Raw genomic sequence first — 17,408 nt, forward strand, 5'->3', positions numbered from 1 at the left:
TTAGCCATAATTTTTCACTACAAATTGAGTTTTTTAAATCCTAACCACTAGGAATGACTGATGAAAAAAATAGATGTAACCGAAGCCATATTTTTGGTAAAAAATGAAAGAAAATTAACATGGGAAGCAATTGCGGATGAGTTAAATGTAGGCACTGTGTGGATTACATCTGCTTGTTTGGGAATGAATAGCATGCCTCCTGAATTAGCTGAAAAGCTATGCTCTTTTTTAGACTTACCAGCAGGTGCGAAAGAAGCTTTAATAGAATATCCTACAAAATCTTGGGATCGGGATATTCCTCAAGATCCGCTAATCTATCGTTTATATGAAGTTGTAGGCGTTTATGGCGATACCCTAAAAGAAGTGATACAAGAAAAGTTTGGTGATGGGATTATGAGCGCTATTGATTTTTCTATGGATGTGGAAAAAAAAGAGGATCCGAAAGGCGATCGAGTAATTCTAACCATGAATGGTAAATTTTTACCTTATAAAACATGGTGACACTTGTTAAACCTATAAATTAGATCTAAACACTTTATTGATATCTTTATTTCTATAAGGCTATCTGTATAAGGTGTTTAGGCACTGTTTACCTTAATTAAAGCAAACCTGTTGTTAGATTATTGTTAACAGATGCTAAGTAGAACTTAGTCTTTTTTAAATGCAATAAATGCATCTGATGAAATATCTTTCATACTTGCTCCTGAGAGAAAGCATTGCTTTTTCATTTTTTTTACAAAAGAATCTGCACCACAAAGAAAGACTTTAGTGTCTTCTAAGTTAGGATAGGCTCGTTTAACTTCTTGATATATATCTCCCTGCTGTATGTTTGCGCTCTGATTGTCCAAGACGACTTCCTGAACAAAACATTCGAAGGAAAAGTTGTTAAATTTCTCTGCCAAGGTTTTTAAATTATCCATAAAATATAAGTTGGTAGAATTTCTGCCTCCTAGGTATAAGGTTATTTTCCCTTTGTGACCAGAGATAAGTGCATCTCTCAGTATTCCGTATAAAGGCGCGAGACCAGTGCCTATCCCACACATTAGAAGCGTTTGATTCATGTCGGACTCTGTGTAAAAGCAATCACCTAAAGGACCTTGAATCTCTAGCGTATGACTTTGCTCTAAATTATTCCATGCCCATTGACTGAAAGCGCCGTTCTCTATTTTTTTTATATGGAACTCGATAAAGTCATCTTCTTGCGGATGACTAGCAAAAGAGTAACTGCGCGCAACTCCATTCGAGCTCCATAAAGTTGCAAATTGTCCAGGCCGGTAGTCGACAACCTTTTCAACTCTTATCCTATAAATATCTTGGTTCAATAGTTCTTTTTCTAACACTTTTGCTGTAACAAAATCTGACTTTGGTTTAGTCATATGGGCACGAAAGCCGTCTTCAGGTAGACAGCAGCAGCTCATGAAAAACCCCTGCTCAATTTGGGTCTGCCTAAGCCCTAATTGAGCTGTTTGAGGAATAGTATCGTTACTCTGCATTAAGCAGCTTTGACATACTCCCGATTTACAACCGAAAGGGACATCAATGCCCGAGCGTAGAATTCCATCTAGGAGTGATTCATTATCATTTAATTGCAAAGATAGTACGTCGGTATCATCAAGAGTATGAAAATATACGGTAGGCATGTTCTTTATCTGTTAAGCACATCGTCTTTGACGCTTAAGGCAACATTAATAACTTCGTTTATTTCATTTTCATTTACTTCAAGGTCTTTTAATGTGTTTGTTAAGCATTCAGCCACTGCATCAAAGTGTTCTTCGTTTAAGTTCATATTCTCATGAGCTTTTCTCATGTCCACACCGGTATAATTATTGGGCCCTCCAAACGCCATAGTGAGAAAGGCTTTTTGCTTCGCGTGCTGTGTTTCCATGTCGGTGTTATCAAAAAAATGACTAATCCTGCTATCTGATAGTACTTTTCGATAGAAAATGTCAACGGCTGCATCAATAGCTGCTGCACCGCCTAAATTATTGTATAGAGACATGAGAGTTTCCCGTATTTCGATTTATAAAAAATAGTATAGTTGTCATAGAGATCTTTATTTCTGCATCTAAAAACATTTAGTTCTAAAAGTATTGATAATTGGAGTAGAAGTGTTAGTAAGACTTCTATACCTTAAGTTGTGAGGCTGACAGAGAAGCTAAGTTTGAAGTTGAATTGTTATTTTAGTTATTAAATGTTATTAAAAATAATATTTAACATGTTTTTGTAATATGTCTTGTCTTTTGAAAATTACATTTTTATATTCTTAAGTATTTACGCTAGAGATCACACTTTTCTTAAGCTGACTAATATGTTTTAGTCGCTAGATACTTAGGATTAAAGATCGTCTTTAGGTTGATGCATCGCAGAAATGTGGGTATTTTTGGGCTATATAATGTGTGCGAGTACTTCAATTAGTTTATTATTGGGTATTTGTAAATGTAAATGAAAGAATCTAAACAGCGAGGGCATTTGAGAATGGCGTCATTTTACTGGGGCGTAATGTTTGTTGCTGTCGTTGCGGTCGGTATTTTGTTTAGCTTCTTTTTAAGCTCCCGTCAAAAATTACGTATGTGTGGTATCCAACTCCTACAAGCAATGAGGATGCTAATCAAACATCTCCAGGTTCATCGAGGTTTAATGGCTACTTATCTCGTTGGCGATAAAAATATAAAAGAAAATCTAATTTTTCATGCTGATTCGGTAGTGCGCGATATAAAAGGCATTGTCAATATTGATGAGAACTTTACCAAGAATGATGATTGGCGCGCAATAACGGAACACTGGGCGCGACTATCTTCTAGTAATGGTGAGGAGGAGTTATATGATAATTATGAGCAACACTCCAAGTTAATTATCTCATCTTTGGATCTGATGATCTGGATCTCGAAAGAATACAATGTTGATGCACAACTTGTTGGTAGAAACCGTGTTTATTGGTATGAGTTATTGTGTTTGGGAGAGAAGTTAGGCCAGCTTAGAGCTTTGGGTACAATTTTTCTCACTTCATCAAGTGATGTTGGAAAGAAACGTAAGTCTTTAGATAAAATTAAAAACTTGTTAAAAGATATTGAAGATGTTTTTAAGAATAAGGCTTTGCAACAAAAGATTGGCGGTTCTAGCTGCGACGAAATCAATATGTTTCTGGCGTCGGTAGAGCACTATATGTTTTCTGAAAAGTCGTGGTTAACTGGAGAGCAATACTTTGCAAGAGCAACAGAGATAATCGAAATTGTTTACCAGTGTTTTGACGAAGAAATGCAGGTTTTAATTCATTCTTACTAGGGTCTGTTACCAGACCCCCGGTGCGTTTTAGTACACTTTATTTGTTATCCATACATATTGATAAGGTTGCAAGATAACATCTTGCCTAATGTCGGAGAAGTCCTTACCACTGATTAAGTCTACCCATGTATCCAGGCTTATAAGGTTAATCGACGATACCGGAATGCGAACTTCTTGATCCGTGACATTATGAAGGCAAAAAATACTCTGATCTCTTTGCTGGCTTTGTCTCCAAAACCCAAAAACTTGATCGCCAAGGTGCAGTGTAAATTGCACTGCATTAGGGTGAAAGGCAGGTTGTTTTGTTCTTATTCTAAGTAAGCCACACATCTTATCGAAAACTTTTGCATGGTTTGAAAAGCTTTGGCTAAGTTTTTCGGTAAGTTCGTCGTAATCCCATTTGTAGCGGTTGATTGTTCGGTTATGGTTTGTTCTTTCGACACCTTCATAATAATTATTAGTCGCTAAAAAGCTATGAATATAGATGGCGGGAACGCCTTCCAGCGCAAACATGATGGCGTGGGCACAAATAAATCGTTCAATGTGCCATTTATCTGGGCCTTTGGTCGTTCCTTGCAAAGCATCAAACAAAGTAATATTCATTTCATAGGGTTTATTGCGTCCGCCCTCTGCTGTCCGCCAGGAAATACGTGCGCCGAAAGATTGCATGGCGTTAACGAGTGTTTCTATTTCGTGTTCATCGAGTAGACCCTCAGCTGGGCGCAACCCAATACCATCGTGAGATGCGATGAAGTTAAAGTAAAATGTGCCCGTTTGAGCTGGAGGCATACTCATTTGCCAAGCTTTTAAATGTTTACTAGTTCCAGCAACAAGGGCTTGAAGTAGAAGGGGGGGCAAAGAAAAATTGTAAACTGCATGGGCTTCGTTGGCATTCCCGAAGTAGGAGAGGTTTTCATGATTCGGGACATTTGTTTCGGTAATAATAATTGCATCTTTGGAGTGATGCTCAATAAGACTTCGGATGAGGCGTATTACCTCGTGAGTTTGAGGCAAATGAATACAAGGTGTACCCAGTTGTTTCCATAAAAATGCGACGGCATCCAAACGAAAAATTCTTACGCCCCTATCGAGATAGAGCTTAATAATTTTAATGAATTCACATAGAACTTCTGGGTTGGCAAAGTTTAAGTCAACTTGGTCGTGGCTAAATGTACACCAGACATGGCGTTTACCGTCTAGCGTCTCCACCTCTCTTAATAAGGGGGAGGTACGTGGTCGAACAACTTGACTGGTGTCATCGTCTGGCGAGGCTTCGACAAAGTAGTCTTTTCCTGGCTCTTTTCTACTTTTAAAATTGTCGAACCAGCGGCTGCGACTGGAACAGTGATTAATCACCAAATCCGACATTAAATGGAAGTTAGCCGCAATGTTTTCAATGTCGGCCCAATCGCCTAAGCTATCGTTGACCTGGCTATAGTCAATTACAGAAAAACCATCATCTGAACTATAGGGGAAAAATGGTAGAATGTGTATTCCGTTAATAACATCCGCTAATTTTTCTTTGGCAAACCGGTTTAGTGTTGCCAGAGGTGTTGCTGCTTCACTATTAATACTATCGCCATAGGTAATCAGCCAAGCGTCTTTTTCACTCCACGTATTCTCGTGACTGTTAGGTTTGACGCTACACTCCTCTAGCTCCATTATTTCTAGCAGACGTTTATTTAGAGTTTCAATATCCTCATCTGGATAAATAATCTCTAAATGGGTCTGTATTAAAAACTTTAATTCTTTTTGTGCTGAAAGAAACATTTTTCGCACCCCAGATCTACGATTGAAATTCTTGCATATCGAGCTCAACAGCTTCGTTTAATAAATCTAAAATATTGGGAATGGCGCTAATTACACGATTCCAACTTGGTACGAAAGGCTTTTCCATGGGGTTATCCAGAAAATTTTGTCCCGCCGTCAAAATATTTTTGGCGAACATTTCTACCGCCTGCTCTTCGCTGTGGATATCCAGGTCTAAGCCATTCATTTTGGCATCATTATAATAAGTTTCAATAAAATCAAGTGCTATGCGGAAATAGGTGGCTTTAATTGAACGGAACGTTTCGGAGCTAAAGACTATACCATTGGTGGCAAGTTTCCTGAATAAGGCTTTGGAAATGTCAATAGACATCTTAGAAAGGCCTGCTTGTGCGTCTTCGGGAGATAAATCTTGATGCTTGTGGTCATAAGCATCTGAAATATCGGCTTGGCATAAACGATTGTTGGCGTAGTTCCTATTGAGTTCAGATAATACACCAATTTCTAATCCCCAATCGCTGGGGATACGAATGTCGTTGATAACATCGGTTCGAAAAGAAAACTCACCTGCTAATGGGTAGCGGAAGCTATCAATGTATTCAAGGTAGTCACTGTGGCCGAGAGTTTTTTTCAATGCTCGGATTAGTGGTGTAACTAATAGGCGGCTGACTCGACCGTGAATCTTGCCATTGGCCACTCGTGCGTAATAGCCTTTACAAAATTCGTAGTTAAAATTAGGATTTGCAACAGGATAAATAAGTCGTGCTAACAGACCTCTGTCATAGGTAACAATATCACAGTCATGAAGTGCAATAGACTGGGCCTTACCGGAAGCCAAGGCATAACCTAAACAATACCAAACGTTACGTCCCTTACCTCTTTCCATAGGCGCCAATCCTTCATCTTGTAATTTTTTATCAAGCGCTAGTAAGCGAGGACCGTCATTCCAAAGTACTTTATATGACTGCTTTAAGGGGCGGAAAAATTCTAATGATTTTCTATACTGACTTTCATCAGCCATATCTAAGCCAATGACGATTTCGCTGAGATAATTAACTTCGCTTAAATGTTTGACAATATTAGGTAAAGCCTCCCCTTCAAGCTCAGAATATAAGGATGGTAGAACTAATGCCATGGGCCTGACTTTAGAAAAGCGTCTCAGTTCTTCTTCCATTTCCTCTAAAGGACGCTGATTTAGATTGTGTAGGGTAGTGATAATCCCATTCTGATAAAAGTCTGTCATATTACTTACTGCCTGTATTCTTAATGGCTGCTATTAAATTTTTTGCTGTATTTGTGCTGTCAATTTGGTGATGGCTTCCGTCCATCCAGATGGCCCGTAGGCTTCTGTATAAATCGTATTCTTATTGCTGTCTATGTTGGGATAATCGCTTGTTGGCGATTTTATACATACTGGAAAATCTGCAATATTTAACATTGCAATATCATTTTTATTATCTCCAAGGCAGATAAGTTTTGGTATGATTCCATCATTGATATTTTCGTTGCCGAAAGTTCCACGGTTAATTTTTTGATACTGTTCTTTTAACCAAAGTAGGGGCGTTGCTTTATCAGTTTTGCCTTGCAAATGGTAAAAACGACCTCCTTGCAGTATTTGTAAATTAGCTCGCTTAGCGTTTTCCTCAAATAATAAAAACGCATTATTATCTGCCAGCCAAATAAACGGTTCAGAAAAAAGTTTCTTAGAAGACTCCTCGGCTTGCTCTATGCTTAGACCTGTGCGTTTTGCTATCTCTTCTAGTGACCAATCGTTAAAACCAGCTAAAATGTTTCCGTATTCTTTTCGTTGTTCTGAAATAAATGACAGTATCTCCTTGCGAGAGCAGCCAAAGGTTATGACTTGCCATTTATCGTCGATAATGCCAATTTTCTTATCCGATGTATCGAAAGGAGTAGGAATGTTCGTAGGCAATACTAGAGCCGAGCCATTCTCAACAATTAAGGGGGCTTGGATGCCTATCTTCTTTTGAAGAGTGATGGACTCTTGTAAGGTCTTGCTGGTATTTAAAATAATAGGAATTTGTTGTTGTTGCAGCACTTCTATCGCAGGTATCGCTGCTTGCCAATCGTACGTGTGATGATCTAGTAAAGTCCCATCTAAGTCTGTGGATACAATAAATGACGTTACTTTCACAGCTTTGTCTCCGCTGTTGAGGATGAGTCCTTTAGAGTTAGTGCTTTTATTTGGTGATTGTCACCTAAGGTTAATAACCAGTCAGCCTTAGAAGGCAGTGTGTCGATAGCATGTTCAGTAAGCCGTTGGTAATGAGATATAAAGCGTGTAATTTCTTTTGGAGACATTGTTTTATTGTTTGCACTTTTCATTTGCTCGGAATCAAATAACTTGATCTTTTCAATGAGCTTTTGTTCTTGCAATAGGCGCCATTGATAAACAGATGCGAAGGATGGAGCTTTGAGTACGATTAAATTATCTATTTGCTCAAATAGTTCACAGTACTGATTGGCTAGTTGCTGGTTGACATACTCCCGCCATATACCTGTAGTATCCTCCTGTGCTTCTAGTTCATTTACAGGTGTCAAAAGTGCTTTACTATTTTGCGCACTTAAGCCCGTGCACCAGCCTTCCAGAATAATCACATCAACAGAGCCCTGTATTTGATCCCAGTCGGATGTTTGTGCGCGATCATCTATCGCCTTATCAAAGCGCGGTATGTCACTCGATTGATGGGGTGACTGGTGTCTAAGTTGTTCGATTACCGCCAATGCTAATTTGACGTCATGGGTACCCGGGACACCTCTTGTTTTGAGAAGGGGGTGCACCTGCTCTGCCAGCAGTTCTCGTTCTTGCCTTGTGAGGTAGAAATCGTCGATTGAGAGAACAGCAACATTTAGCTTGAATTGTATCTCCAAGATAGCTTTAAGAAATGTAGCCAGAGTACTTTTGCCGCTACCTTGGCAGCCTTGAATGCCGATGAGCCTTGTAGCTCCCTCTGATAGATTAACCTCTGCGGCTATATCTTGTGCAATGGGTTGATACCACTGTCTTACCGTCTCAATAAAATCGTCTGGTAGCTGCTGGTCTGAAATTATTGCTCTAATATGCGATTCGATGTTTTTGCCCTCATTTGGTGCTTTTTATAAAAGGCCACTTTTTGTATATGCTCAATCTTGGTGCGTTGGCCTGGGCGCTTCTTCTCATATTTTCAGAAAAACATGACAAAACAGCTTCTGCCATAGGTAGGCTATACAAATAGCGCACCAATACGTTTGAAAGTACCTATTGGTGCTTATTTTTAGACGGGAAGGATTGATTAACGACCTATTCTAATAGGGCTAGTAAGGGCTAGCATTCCGTTAAATTGACAGCGAGCCCGCCAAGAGAGGTTTCTTTGTATTTCTCAGACATTTCTAGGCCTGTTTGCTTCATAGCGGAAATACAGTTATCTAACGGCATGATGTGATGCCCCGAGCCACGTTTTGCAAGCATCGCAGCGGTATAGGCTTTTATTGCGCCGAAGCCGTTGCGTTCGATACAAGGCACCTGTACTAGGCCTGCAACTGGATCACATGTCATACCTAAGTGGTGTTCCAGAGCAATCTCGGCAGCATTTTCTATCTGCGAGGGACTGCCTCCTAGAACAGCACACAGGCCTGCTGCGGCCATTGCGGCGGCAGAGCCGACTTCTCCTTGGCATCCTACTTCAGCCCCTGAAATTGAGCTACGGTGTTTTATTAACCCGCCAATTGCAGCTGCTGTAAGCAAGAAGTTGTGAATATCATCGCGGCTAGCATTTCTGTGTTTTACAAAGTAATGCAGCACCGCTGGAATGACTCCAGCGGCACCGTTTGTCGGTGCTGTGACTACCAAGTGGCCTGCGGCGTTCTCTTCATTGACGGCCATGGCGTAAGCACATAGCCAATCATTTAAGGTCGTATTATCGGTGTCCTCATTTAGCTGTTGGTGGAGAGCCTTTGCTCTACGTTCAACGTTGAGTCCCCCTGGCAATTGGCCGTCATTGGCTAAACCATTGTTGACACATCTTTCCATCGCCTGCCATATCTCATCCAGAGTCGAATCTAGAGTTTCTACCCCGATGGATTTTTCCTCATTGACACGCTTCATTTGTGCGATGGACAGCCCGCTTTTTTCCGCCATTTGTAGCATAAGTGCTGCGGAGTCAAAGGGATAAGGGTAGTCTTCAATAGTGAGTACTTGTTCGCTACAGTTGATTTCTTCTAAAGTGTGGATAAAGCCGCCGCCTATTGAGAAATATGTCTGTGTATCTACACACTCTTTATCTTTTAGCAGCTGTAATATCATGCCGTTTGGATGTTCTGGCAGAGGCTCGCCTTTATCAAAATCTATATCTGAGTCGGGCAAGAATTGTATATTCAAGCCATCTATTTGCACGTTATCACGCTGTTTTAACTGATTAAGCAGTTGTGCGACATTCTCAAACGCAAGATTTTGCGGAGTATAACCATGGAGCCCCAGAATGACCGCCCCATCGGTGCCGTGGCCAATACCGGTGTAGGCAAGGGAGCCTTTCAATATGCAACGCAGTCTTAACGTATGACTTTGTGATGAATAGATACCAAGGGTTTCCTTGATCTTATTTCTGAAGGCAACAGCGGCGGACATTGGGCCCATGGTATGTGAGCTCGACGGGCCAATACCTATTTTGAAAAGATCTAACGTGCTAATAAACATAATGCTCTGCCCTTGGATTTAAGCGTATTTATTGGCGTAGTTTGCTGCGTGAATGAGAATATGAACAGGGGTAAATGGTATTTTTTCGAAAAAGTAGGCTGGAAGTACACTAAAAGTGCACTAATATTGTTCGGTGAGCTATTTCCGGCATACTCATCTTGTGCCTTTTGCTCGACTTTCGAGCGAATATAGCGTGATGAATACGGGCTTAGCTCGCTGCTAAAGGTTGTTCTTGCAGTACTACATCCAGCGAAGCAACTTCCCCGCCTCGGATAAACTCAATTGTTACGGTTTCTCCTGGTCGAGATTCTTGAATCATCTGAATAATATCTGTCACTTCTTTAACTGGGTTGCCGCGAATTCCAATGATGATATCTCCTCGTTTCAGCCCAGCTTTTTCTGCCGGCCCACCTTCCATTGTACGTGTGATAACTACGCCGGTAGCTGCATTAAAGCCTGAGTTCTGAGCCGCTGCTGACTGCAATGCCTGCGCCTCAACACCTAGCCAGCCTCTCACTACTCGCCCAAACTTCACTATATCGTTAAGGGTTTGCATTGCGATATCAACGGGTACGGCAAAGCCTATACCCCCAGAACCCGTTTCATCAAGATTGGCAGTATTAATACCAAGCAAATTACCGTGTACATCGATTAATGCGCCGCCAGAGCTACCAGGATGAATGGCTGCATCAGTTTGGATAAAATTCTCGAAGGTTGAAATATTTAAGTTTCTGTTACGGCTGCGCGTGGCACTAATAATACCTTGAGTAACGGTTTGGCCAACGCCAAAGGGGTTGCCTATTGCCAGTACTACGTCGCCGACTCGTGATATGTCTTCGCTAATGGATACGGGTTGCAAGTTATCTAGCTCTATTTTCAATATGGCTAGATCTCGTTCTCTATTTTCACCAAGCACTTGGGCGTGGGCATTCCTGCCATCTTCCAGCGCGACAACAATTTCGTCAGCCCCACCGATAACATGGTAATTAGTAAGAATGTGGCCTTCTTTAGTAACAATGACACCAGAACCAAGTGCTGATTGCATGCGTTTGCGGCGAGGAATATCGGCACTATTAAAAAACAGCCTAAAAATAGGGTCTTTGAAAAGTGGGTGAAGTTTTTGTTCGACTTGCTTACGGGTATAGATGTTAACAACGCTTTGAGATGCCTTGCTCACTGCATCGGAGTAGGAAACAGGGCCTATCCATTCATTTTTTGAAGACCCCGTATGTTCTGTCTGCACAAATTTAGGCAAAGAGAACTTGAGTTGTGCCGGGGAAAATGTCAACACCAAAAGTGCAGCGAGAAGCCCTAATGTTACTGGCCAGCGAACAAATAAGAAAAGGGCTTTAAGTGAACTCATAGAAAAATACGTTTTCCGTTATCTTAGTATCAAATTATGGATATGTTCGAGCTTGGGCCTGAGTAAATACATCTGCCGAACTCTAAAGAAGCCGTTCTATGTGTTTTATAATCCCTCACTTATTAAGAAGTAGTTGCTGATAGCCTCGCTTAATTGTAATGATTTTATTAAGTTGTTTAAATGCTTATGACTCCAATCACTTGCTGATATTTATCTAGCCTCTGTTACCTGCGGTTAAGCTCTCGATATTATCTTCTTCACGAACATCATCGAGACCAAATTCCTCACTTAGTGTTCCCGCTTGCCCCGGCACCTTTGGAGCCCAGTCTTTCGGTGGTTCGAAATTTAACTCTTCAATAGAATCTTGAGCTTCTATGCCTAGATTGCGGTCGCCGGCATCGAGAATCTTTTTGCTGATTTCGGCATTAGTGAGTTGGATCGCTCCTTTTGCCAAATGATCATGGACTTCTTTGTAGGCATTTGTCAGGTTAGTGACCAGCTTGGATGTGTCGGCAAAGTGTTGAGAGACATCTTGTTGATATCTTTCTAATTCACTGCGAGAGGCTTGAAGACTTTGCTCGAGATCTTTTTGCATTTCTGGCGGCATAAGTGTACGGCTGATTACCGCGCCTATAAGGCCACCAATGCAAAAAACAATAGCGCTGACCATCAGTAAAGTTTCCAGTGAGAACGTCACGTTCTTCCTCCTAATATTAGTGGTGCCAATCACTCTTTAATGGTGAATATGCGGCATGATTACTTCATGATCGCTGATACTAAGTAATTTCTGCTGCTTTAGTCGTATCAAACTGTAGAATACGGCCAGTCAATGATTACTTGATCAGCGATAAGTTGATAGGGGCTTTTTCCACAGCTCGCCTATAAGTAATTATGATACATAAAAATCCCCATCGATGGGGGTATTAAGTAGAAATTAGGAAGCAGTGTGTTATGTCCTTATCCCCACAAGATCGGTACTTGAGAGATCTAAGTGAGCATGGTTTTCAGGAAGACGATGCTCAAAAGCATGCAATTGAGCATTTGCAAGCGCTCTACCAGACCCTTATCGACGAAAATAAACGCAGTTCGCAGCAAAAGTTCATACAGCGTATTGCTTCCCTGTTTTCAAAAAAACAGCCGGCCGAAGTAACTAAAGGTCTATATTTTTGGGGCGGTGTTGGTCGCGGGAAAACCTATTTAATGGATATATTCTACGACTCCTTGCCGTTTGAAAACAAAATGCGTACACATTTTCATCGCTTTATGCGCCGCGTGCATAAGGAAATGAAAGAGATAAAGGATCAATCTGATCCTCTTGTAGTCGTAGCAAACAAACTTGCTGACGAAGCCAAAGTCATCTGTTTCGATGAGTTCTTTGTGGTAGATATCACTGATGCCATGATTCTAGCCAACTTACTTGAGGTGCTGTTCAAAAGGGGAGTCGTGCTTGTTACCACCTCCAATATTGTGCCCGATGGCCTCTATAAAGATGGTTTACAGCGAGCTCGTTTTTTACCTGCTATTGATTTGCTTAATCACCATACCACTGTCGTTAATGTGGACGGTGGCATTGATTATCGTCTGCGTACTTTAACGAAGGCAACCTTGTATCACACGCCTTTAAGCGACCAAACTCATCAAGCGCTGGAAGTATTTTTCTATGATATCGTCGCCGATCGTGATGCGATTTGTGAAGATGTGGCAATAGAAGTGGAAGGGCGTGAGATTAGAGCAGTTAAAGAGGCTGAAGATGTTGTTTGGTTTCAGTTCTCGGCTCTGTGTGATGGCCCTAGATCGCAAAATGACTATATTGAAATTGCGCGAGAGTACCATACGGTGATTGTCGAAAATGTACCATCTATGGGAGCACATAACGACGACCAAGCTAGGCGTTTCATATATATGGTGGATGAATTTTACGATCGTGGAGTGAAATTAATGCTTTCGGCAGAATTGCCTATGCCTGAGTTATATCAAAAAGGCCGTTTAAGCTTTGAATTTGAGCGCACATTGAGCCGTATCCAAGAAATGCAAAGTCAAGAGTATCTAGCTTGCCCTCACTTAGGATAGAAGTGGCCGTATTACTCCTCAGTCGAGGAAATGGGTGGCAGGGGAAATAGATGTAAAAAGTGCTTGAATGCTGAACAACGCTTATGTAGAATCCGCCCTCTTTTTGGGGCCTGGTTGCTCCAATTTAAATTTTTCTCTTATTAATCCGTACCTCGTTTTAGGGCAAATATAACATGAAGACTATTAGTGCCACACCAGAGACAGTAAAACGCGATTGGTACATTATCGACGCTTCTGGCAAAACCTTGGGCCGCATGGCTGCTGAGGTTGCTCACCGTTTACGCGGCAAGCATAAGCCAGAATATACCCCACATGTCGACACTGGTGATTACATTGTGATCATCAATGCTGAAAAAGTGCATGTAACAGGTAATAAAGCGAATGATAAAATGTATCATCGTCATACCGGTTATCCCGGCGGCTTGAAATCAATCAACTTTAATAAGCTCATTGATAAAGCTCCCGAGCGCGTTATTCAGAGTGCTGTAAAAGGCATGTTGCCAAAAGGGCCTCTTGGTCGCGCAATGTTCAAGAAAATGAAGGTTTATGCTGGTGATGTACATCCGCATGCCGCTCAGCAACCTCAAGAATTGAAACTATAAGGATAGCAGTATGGCTGCAGAACAATACTATGGTACGGGTCGTCGTAAAACTTCAACGGCTCGCGTCTTTATCACTAAAGGTAGCGGTAAAATCACCGTAAATGGTCGTCCTGTTGACGAGTATTTTGGTCGTGAAGTTGCACGTATGATCGTGCGTCAGCCGCTTGAATGTACTGAAAACGTTGATGCCTTCGATATCAATGCTACGGTTAAAGGTGGTGGTAGCTTTGGTCAAGCTGGTGCTATCCGTCACGGTCTAACTCGTGCTCTAATGGCATACAGTGAAGAGTTGCGCGGCCCTCTGCGTCAAGCAGGCTACGTTACTCGCGATGCTCGTGAAGTTGAACGTAAGAAAGTCGGCTTGCGTAAAGCTCGTAAAAAGCCTCAATTTTCGAAGCGTTAATCAGATTTATCTTTGCATTGTGGTGGCGCCCAAGTTTGCTGACTTGGGCGTTTTTGTGTATATGAACTATGCTAAGCCCAGTGCCGTATCTATATTGAACAAGATTGTGCAAGTAAAAGACTTTTTAACGGCTTACATCGCGTCCGCACTTTTTGCTTAAGTATTTAGGTCGTGCTTTAAGCTAAAATGTTATAAGAACTTGCGATTATCTTGTGACTTGTAATGTTTTTCTTTAACATGTGCCCAATTTTTTAGCCGGCCTTAGGAAAGTACATTATATCTACTTATTATTGAGTGGCAGTATATTTAATAATCAAAATTGCCAGTCATGAGAATTTTTATTCTTGGCTTATATTGCTAGAGGTTCAAACGACAGTGTTTCTCATCGAAAACTTATCTGCTCGACTTGTCATGCAATTGATCGCCGCTAAAAAACCAGCCTTCAAAATTAGCCTTATCAAGAGGGGAGATTTACGTCATGAGTAATGACGGTGTGAATGTAGGTCGTCGTCGAGTGTTAACCGCGCTCACGTCTGCAGTTGGGGCCGCAGGTGTCATTGGGGCTGCTGTGCCTTTTGTGGGTTCTTGGAATCCAAGTGCCAGAGCGAAAGCAGCAGGTGCACCCGTATCAATTAATATAAGTAAGCTCGAACCTGGGCAGATGATAACTGTAGAGTGGCGAGGTAAGCCGGTTTACGTTTTCCGTCGCACCCCAGAAGCTCTGAGTGACTTATCAAAAATGGAGCCTAGTTTACGAGATCCTGAATCCGAGAAATCTGTGCAGCCAGAGTACGCAAAAAATAAAACGCGTTCTATCACTGAAGAGGTGGCTGTAATTCTGGGCTTATGTACTCACTTAGGTTGTGCGCCTACTTACCGCCCTGAAGTCGGAGCGCAAGACCTCGGTGGTGATGCGTGGCTTGGTGGCTTTTTCTGCGCTTGTCACGGCTCTAAGTTTGACTTGGCCGGACGTGTTCTAACTGGAGTTCCTGCACCAATTAATTTGGAAGTCCCCCCTCATAAATATGCCAGTGATGATGTCATTATCATTGGTGAAGATCAGGAGGCATAACAATGACAACATGGCTTGCTGGTTTGTGGAACTGGATTGATACCCGCCTCCCTGTGCAACGTGCATGGGATACCCATATGGGTAAATATTATGCACCAAAGAATTTCAACTTTTGGTATTTCTTCGGTGTTCTGTCTTTACTTGTTTTAGTTAACCAGCTACTTACTGGTATTTGGTTGACGATGAACTATGTTCCTTCCGCGGCTGATGCTTTTGCATCTGTCGAATACATCATGCGTGATGTTCCTTATGGTTGGCTAATTCGTTATCTCCATTCAACTGGCGCTTCAGCATTTTTTATTGTTGTATATCTGCATATGTTCCGTGGCTTGATGTACGGCTCTTATAAGTCTCCGCGTGAGCTAGTGTGGATTTTCGGTATGGTAATCTACGTGGCTCTTATGGCAGAAGCCTTCTTAGGCTATGTATTGCCATGGGGACAAATGTCTTATTGGGGTGCTCAGGTTATTGTCAATTTATTCGGTGCAATCCCATATATTGGTGAAGACCTCGTACAATGGATTCGTGGTGACTACCTGATTTCAGGGGCGACTTTAAACCGATTCTTTGCTTTGCATGTTGTTGCCTTACCAATTGTTTTGCTCGCCCTTGTGGTATTGCATTTACTTGCCCTTCATGAAGTTGGGTCGAATAACCCTGACGGTGTAGAGATTAAGAAAAATAAAGATGAGAATGGCATTCCTTTAGATGGTGTAGCTTTCCATCCTTATTACACTGTTCATGATTTAGTAGGAATTACAGTATTCTTGTTTGGTTTCTTAGGTATTGTCTTCTTTGCTCCAGAGCTAAACGGGTACTTCCTAGAACATGCAAACTTCGAAGAAGCTAATGGTTTGAAAACTCCTGAGCATATTGCTCCGGTGTGGTATTTCACTCCGTTTTACGCAATATTGCGGGCTGTAACCTTTGATTTAGGTGGTGTATTTACCTCTAAGTTCCTCGGTTTTATTGCCATGGCAGCTGCTATTGTTATTTTGTTCTTCTTACCTTGGTTAGATCGAAGCCCTGTTAAATCTATGCGTTACAAAGGCACATTTAGCCGCGTTGCATTGATTGTGTTTGCTGCTGCCTTCGTTGTCTTGGGTTACCTTGGTGTAAAAGCGCCGACTCCAGGAAGAACAATACTGTCCCAGATTTGTACGGTGATTTATTTTGCTTACTTCATCGGTATGCCTTTCTGGACGAAAATGGAGAAAACTCATCCTGAGCCTAAGCGTGTTCAGATGAAGGGACTTAATAAGATTGTTGTGCTTGGCGGACTTGCATTGTTCTTGGCTCTGGTAATTATTCCTATTAAAGCCGTTGCCGCTGGCGGTGGCGCATGTGGCAGTATCCCATGTGAGCACTTTGAGGCTGACCTAGAGGATAAGGAATCTTTGCAGCGCGGGGCGCAAGTATTCGTCAACTATTGCATGGGATGTCACTCTGCTAATTTTTCTCGCTACGGTCGAGTGGCAGATGATCTTGATATTCCTCATCAGGCGATGCTTGATAACTTGGTTTTTTCCGATCAAAAAATCGGTAGCCTTATGGAAATATCCATGAGTCCTCAAGATTCCAAAAAATGGTTTGGCGCTACGCCTCCAGATCTAACTTTAGTGACTCGAGCACGTAGCAGTGTGTGGGTCTATAACTTCCTCAAGAACTTCTACAAAGATGATAGTCGGCCCAAAGGTGTTAACAACAAGGTTTTCGCCAATGTTGGTATGCCGCATGTACTCATGGAACTACAGGGGCTGCCTGAGTGTGCTCCTGGAGATAAGAGAGATTCTCATGGTGATGTTGTTCGCAATGAGCTAGGTGAAGCGGTTAAATCTCCCTGTGGCAGTGTCGAAGTTAAAGAGTATAAGGGGACTCTTAGCGCTGAAGAATATGATAAGACTGTGTATGATCTTGTGAATTTCATGACTTACATGGCTGAGCCTATGGCTCCACAGAGAAAGCGTATCGGCGTTTTTGTATTTCTTTTCCTAGGTGTGTTATTAATATTTACTTGGTTGTTAAACCGTGAATATTGGAAAGACGTTCATTAGTATATAATAGGAATTCATTTCTGCTTATTTTTAGTATTAGCTTAATTATGTTAGGTTAATACTAAATAATTGTATTCAGCAGAGTAAATTGTAGTGCAAAGT

At 41.6% G+C, this 17,408-nt stretch carries 16 protein-coding genes; 7 read left to right on the forward strand and 9 right to left on the reverse strand.

Translation table 11 applies throughout. From position 1 onward, the window contains the following. The first annotated feature begins 60 nt into the window (after positions 1–60). Positions 61–501 carry a cyanase gene (cynS, locus tag BVC89_RS04015; RefSeq protein ID WP_086929967.1) on the forward strand — a complete coding sequence of 147 codons (441 nt, stop codon included), beginning with the start codon at positions 61–63 and terminating at the stop codon, positions 499–501. Positions 502–647: 146 nt separating this feature from the next. Here cynS and BVC89_RS04020 read toward each other — a convergent pair whose 3' ends face one another. Together BVC89_RS04020 and BVC89_RS04025 are read right to left on the reverse strand one after the other, a co-directional pair. Next, entirely contained in the window at positions 648–1,640 is a 993-nt protein-coding gene (locus BVC89_RS04020) for an FAD-binding oxidoreductase (protein WP_086929968.1), read from the reverse strand. Between the two features lie 5 nt (positions 1,641–1,645). Next, positions 1,646–1,999, reverse strand: coding sequence for a group I truncated hemoglobin (locus tag BVC89_RS04025; RefSeq protein ID WP_086929969.1), 354 nt, complete (start codon positions 1,997–1,999; stop codon positions 1,646–1,648). A 443-nt stretch (positions 2,000–2,442) separates the two neighbouring features. On the opposite strand from BVC89_RS04025, the gene BVC89_RS04030 reads away from it, so the two are divergent. Beyond that, the gene (locus BVC89_RS04030; RefSeq protein WP_158657774.1) at positions 2,443–3,282 is read left to right on the forward strand and encodes a hypothetical protein; all 840 of its coding nucleotides are present in this window, start codon (positions 2,443–2,445) and stop codon (positions 3,280–3,282) included. A gap of 27 nt (positions 3,283–3,309) precedes the next feature. Here BVC89_RS04030 and BVC89_RS04035 read toward each other — a convergent pair whose 3' ends face one another. The 7 genes from BVC89_RS04035 to BVC89_RS04065 all read right to left on the reverse strand — a co-directional run bounded on the left by BVC89_RS04035 (position 3,310) and on the right by BVC89_RS04065 (position 11,802). Continuing rightward, a complete protein-coding gene (locus BVC89_RS04035) occupies positions 3,310–5,052 on the reverse strand; it encodes an alpha-amylase family glycosyl hydrolase (protein WP_086929971.1) in 1,743 nt (580 codons plus the stop codon). 16 nt (positions 5,053–5,068) lie between these two features. Then, the gene (locus BVC89_RS04040; protein WP_086929972.1) at positions 5,069–6,292 is read right to left on the reverse strand and encodes a glycosyltransferase family protein; all 1,224 of its coding nucleotides are present in this window, start codon (positions 6,290–6,292) and stop codon (positions 5,069–5,071) included. Between the two features lie 33 nt (positions 6,293–6,325). After that, positions 6,326–7,204: an HAD-IIB family hydrolase gene (locus tag BVC89_RS04045; protein WP_158657775.1), complete on the reverse strand. Its 879-nt coding sequence runs from the start codon at positions 7,202–7,204 to the stop codon at positions 6,326–6,328. Continuing rightward, the gene (locus BVC89_RS04050; RefSeq protein WP_245929335.1) at positions 7,201–7,941 is read right to left on the reverse strand and encodes a phosphoribulokinase; all 741 of its coding nucleotides are present in this window, start codon (positions 7,939–7,941) and stop codon (positions 7,201–7,203) included. The genes BVC89_RS04045 and BVC89_RS04050 overlap by 4 nt, the downstream gene beginning before the upstream one ends. Positions 7,942–8,374: 433 nt before the next feature. Continuing rightward, positions 8,375–9,742 (reverse strand): L-serine ammonia-lyase, encoded by a 1,368-nt coding sequence (locus tag BVC89_RS04055; RefSeq protein ID WP_086929975.1) that lies wholly within the window; start codon positions 9,740–9,742, stop codon positions 8,375–8,377. A 208-nt stretch (positions 9,743–9,950) separates the two neighbouring features. Continuing rightward, positions 9,951–11,105, reverse strand: coding sequence for a S1C family serine protease (locus tag BVC89_RS04060; protein ID WP_086929976.1), 1,155 nt, complete (start codon positions 11,103–11,105; stop codon positions 9,951–9,953). 214 nt (positions 11,106–11,319) lie between these two features. Continuing rightward, entirely contained in the window at positions 11,320–11,802 is a 483-nt protein-coding gene (locus BVC89_RS04065) for a Z-ring associated ZapG family protein (protein WP_245929336.1), read from the reverse strand. 254 nt (positions 11,803–12,056) lie between these two features. Here BVC89_RS04065 and zapE point away from each other — a divergent pair, with 254 nt between their 5' ends. The 5 genes from zapE (at position 12,057) to BVC89_RS04095 (ending at position 17,306) form a co-directional block, all read left to right on the forward strand. Beyond that, positions 12,057–13,175: a cell division protein ZapE gene (zapE, locus tag BVC89_RS04070; RefSeq protein ID WP_086929978.1), complete on the forward strand. Its 1,119-nt coding sequence runs from the start codon at positions 12,057–12,059 to the stop codon at positions 13,173–13,175. A gap of 173 nt (positions 13,176–13,348) precedes the next feature. Then, positions 13,349–13,777, forward strand: a complete 429-nt coding sequence (rplM, locus tag BVC89_RS04075) for a 50S ribosomal protein L13 (RefSeq protein ID WP_086929979.1) — start codon at positions 13,349–13,351, stop codon at positions 13,775–13,777. Positions 13,778–13,787: 10 nt separating this feature from the next. Continuing rightward, complete coding sequence (gene rpsI / locus BVC89_RS04080; protein WP_086929980.1) at positions 13,788–14,180, forward strand: 30S ribosomal protein S9; 393 nt, start codon at positions 13,788–13,790, stop codon at positions 14,178–14,180. A 478-nt stretch (positions 14,181–14,658) separates the two neighbouring features. Beyond that, positions 14,659–15,252, forward strand: coding sequence for a ubiquinol-cytochrome c reductase iron-sulfur subunit (petA, locus tag BVC89_RS04090; protein ID WP_086929982.1), 594 nt, complete (start codon positions 14,659–14,661; stop codon positions 15,250–15,252). A gap of 2 nt (positions 15,253–15,254) precedes the next feature. Continuing rightward, on the forward strand, positions 15,255–17,306 hold the full coding sequence (locus BVC89_RS04095) for a ubiquinol-cytochrome c reductase (RefSeq protein ID WP_086929983.1): 2,052 nt from the start codon (positions 15,255–15,257) through the stop codon (positions 17,304–17,306). Positions 17,307–17,408 lie beyond the last annotated feature (102 nt).

Source organism: Agarilytica rhodophyticola (assembly GCF_002157225.2).
In the GTDB taxonomy this organism is placed as follows: domain Bacteria; phylum Pseudomonadota; class Gammaproteobacteria; order Pseudomonadales; family Cellvibrionaceae; genus Agarilytica; species Agarilytica rhodophyticola.

Excerpts from the sequence above, each read along its gene's own strand:
- cynS (WP_086929967.1), top strand. The coding sequence starts at position 61 with ATGAAAAAAATAGATGTAACCGAAGCCATATTTTTGGTAAAAAATGAA.
- BVC89_RS04020 (WP_086929968.1), bottom strand. The coding sequence starts at position 1,640 with ATGCCTACCGTATATTTTCATACTCTTGATGATACCGACGTACTATCT.
- BVC89_RS04025 (WP_086929969.1), bottom strand. The coding sequence starts at position 1,999 with ATGTCTCTATACAATAATTTAGGCGGTGCAGCAGCTATTGATGCAGCC.
- BVC89_RS04030 (WP_158657774.1), top strand. The coding sequence starts at position 2,443 with ATGAAAGAATCTAAACAGCGAGGGCATTTGAGAATGGCGTCATTTTAC.
- BVC89_RS04035 (WP_086929971.1), bottom strand. The coding sequence starts at position 5,052 with ATGTTTCTTTCAGCACAAAAAGAATTAAAGTTTTTAATACAGACCCAT.
- BVC89_RS04040 (WP_086929972.1), bottom strand. The coding sequence starts at position 6,292 with ATGACAGACTTTTATCAGAATGGGATTATCACTACCCTACACAATCTA.
- BVC89_RS04055 (WP_086929975.1), bottom strand. The coding sequence starts at position 9,742 with ATGTTTATTAGCACGTTAGATCTTTTCAAAATAGGTATTGGCCCGTCG.
- BVC89_RS04060 (WP_086929976.1), bottom strand. The coding sequence starts at position 11,105 with ATGAGTTCACTTAAAGCCCTTTTCTTATTTGTTCGCTGGCCAGTAACA.
- zapE (WP_086929978.1), top strand. The coding sequence starts at position 12,057 with ATGTCCTTATCCCCACAAGATCGGTACTTGAGAGATCTAAGTGAGCAT.
- rplM (WP_086929979.1), top strand. The coding sequence starts at position 13,349 with ATGAAGACTATTAGTGCCACACCAGAGACAGTAAAACGCGATTGGTAC.
- rpsI (WP_086929980.1), top strand. The coding sequence starts at position 13,788 with ATGGCTGCAGAACAATACTATGGTACGGGTCGTCGTAAAACTTCAACG.
- petA (WP_086929982.1), top strand. The coding sequence starts at position 14,659 with ATGAGTAATGACGGTGTGAATGTAGGTCGTCGTCGAGTGTTAACCGCG.
- BVC89_RS04095 (WP_086929983.1), top strand. The coding sequence starts at position 15,255 with ATGACAACATGGCTTGCTGGTTTGTGGAACTGGATTGATACCCGCCTC.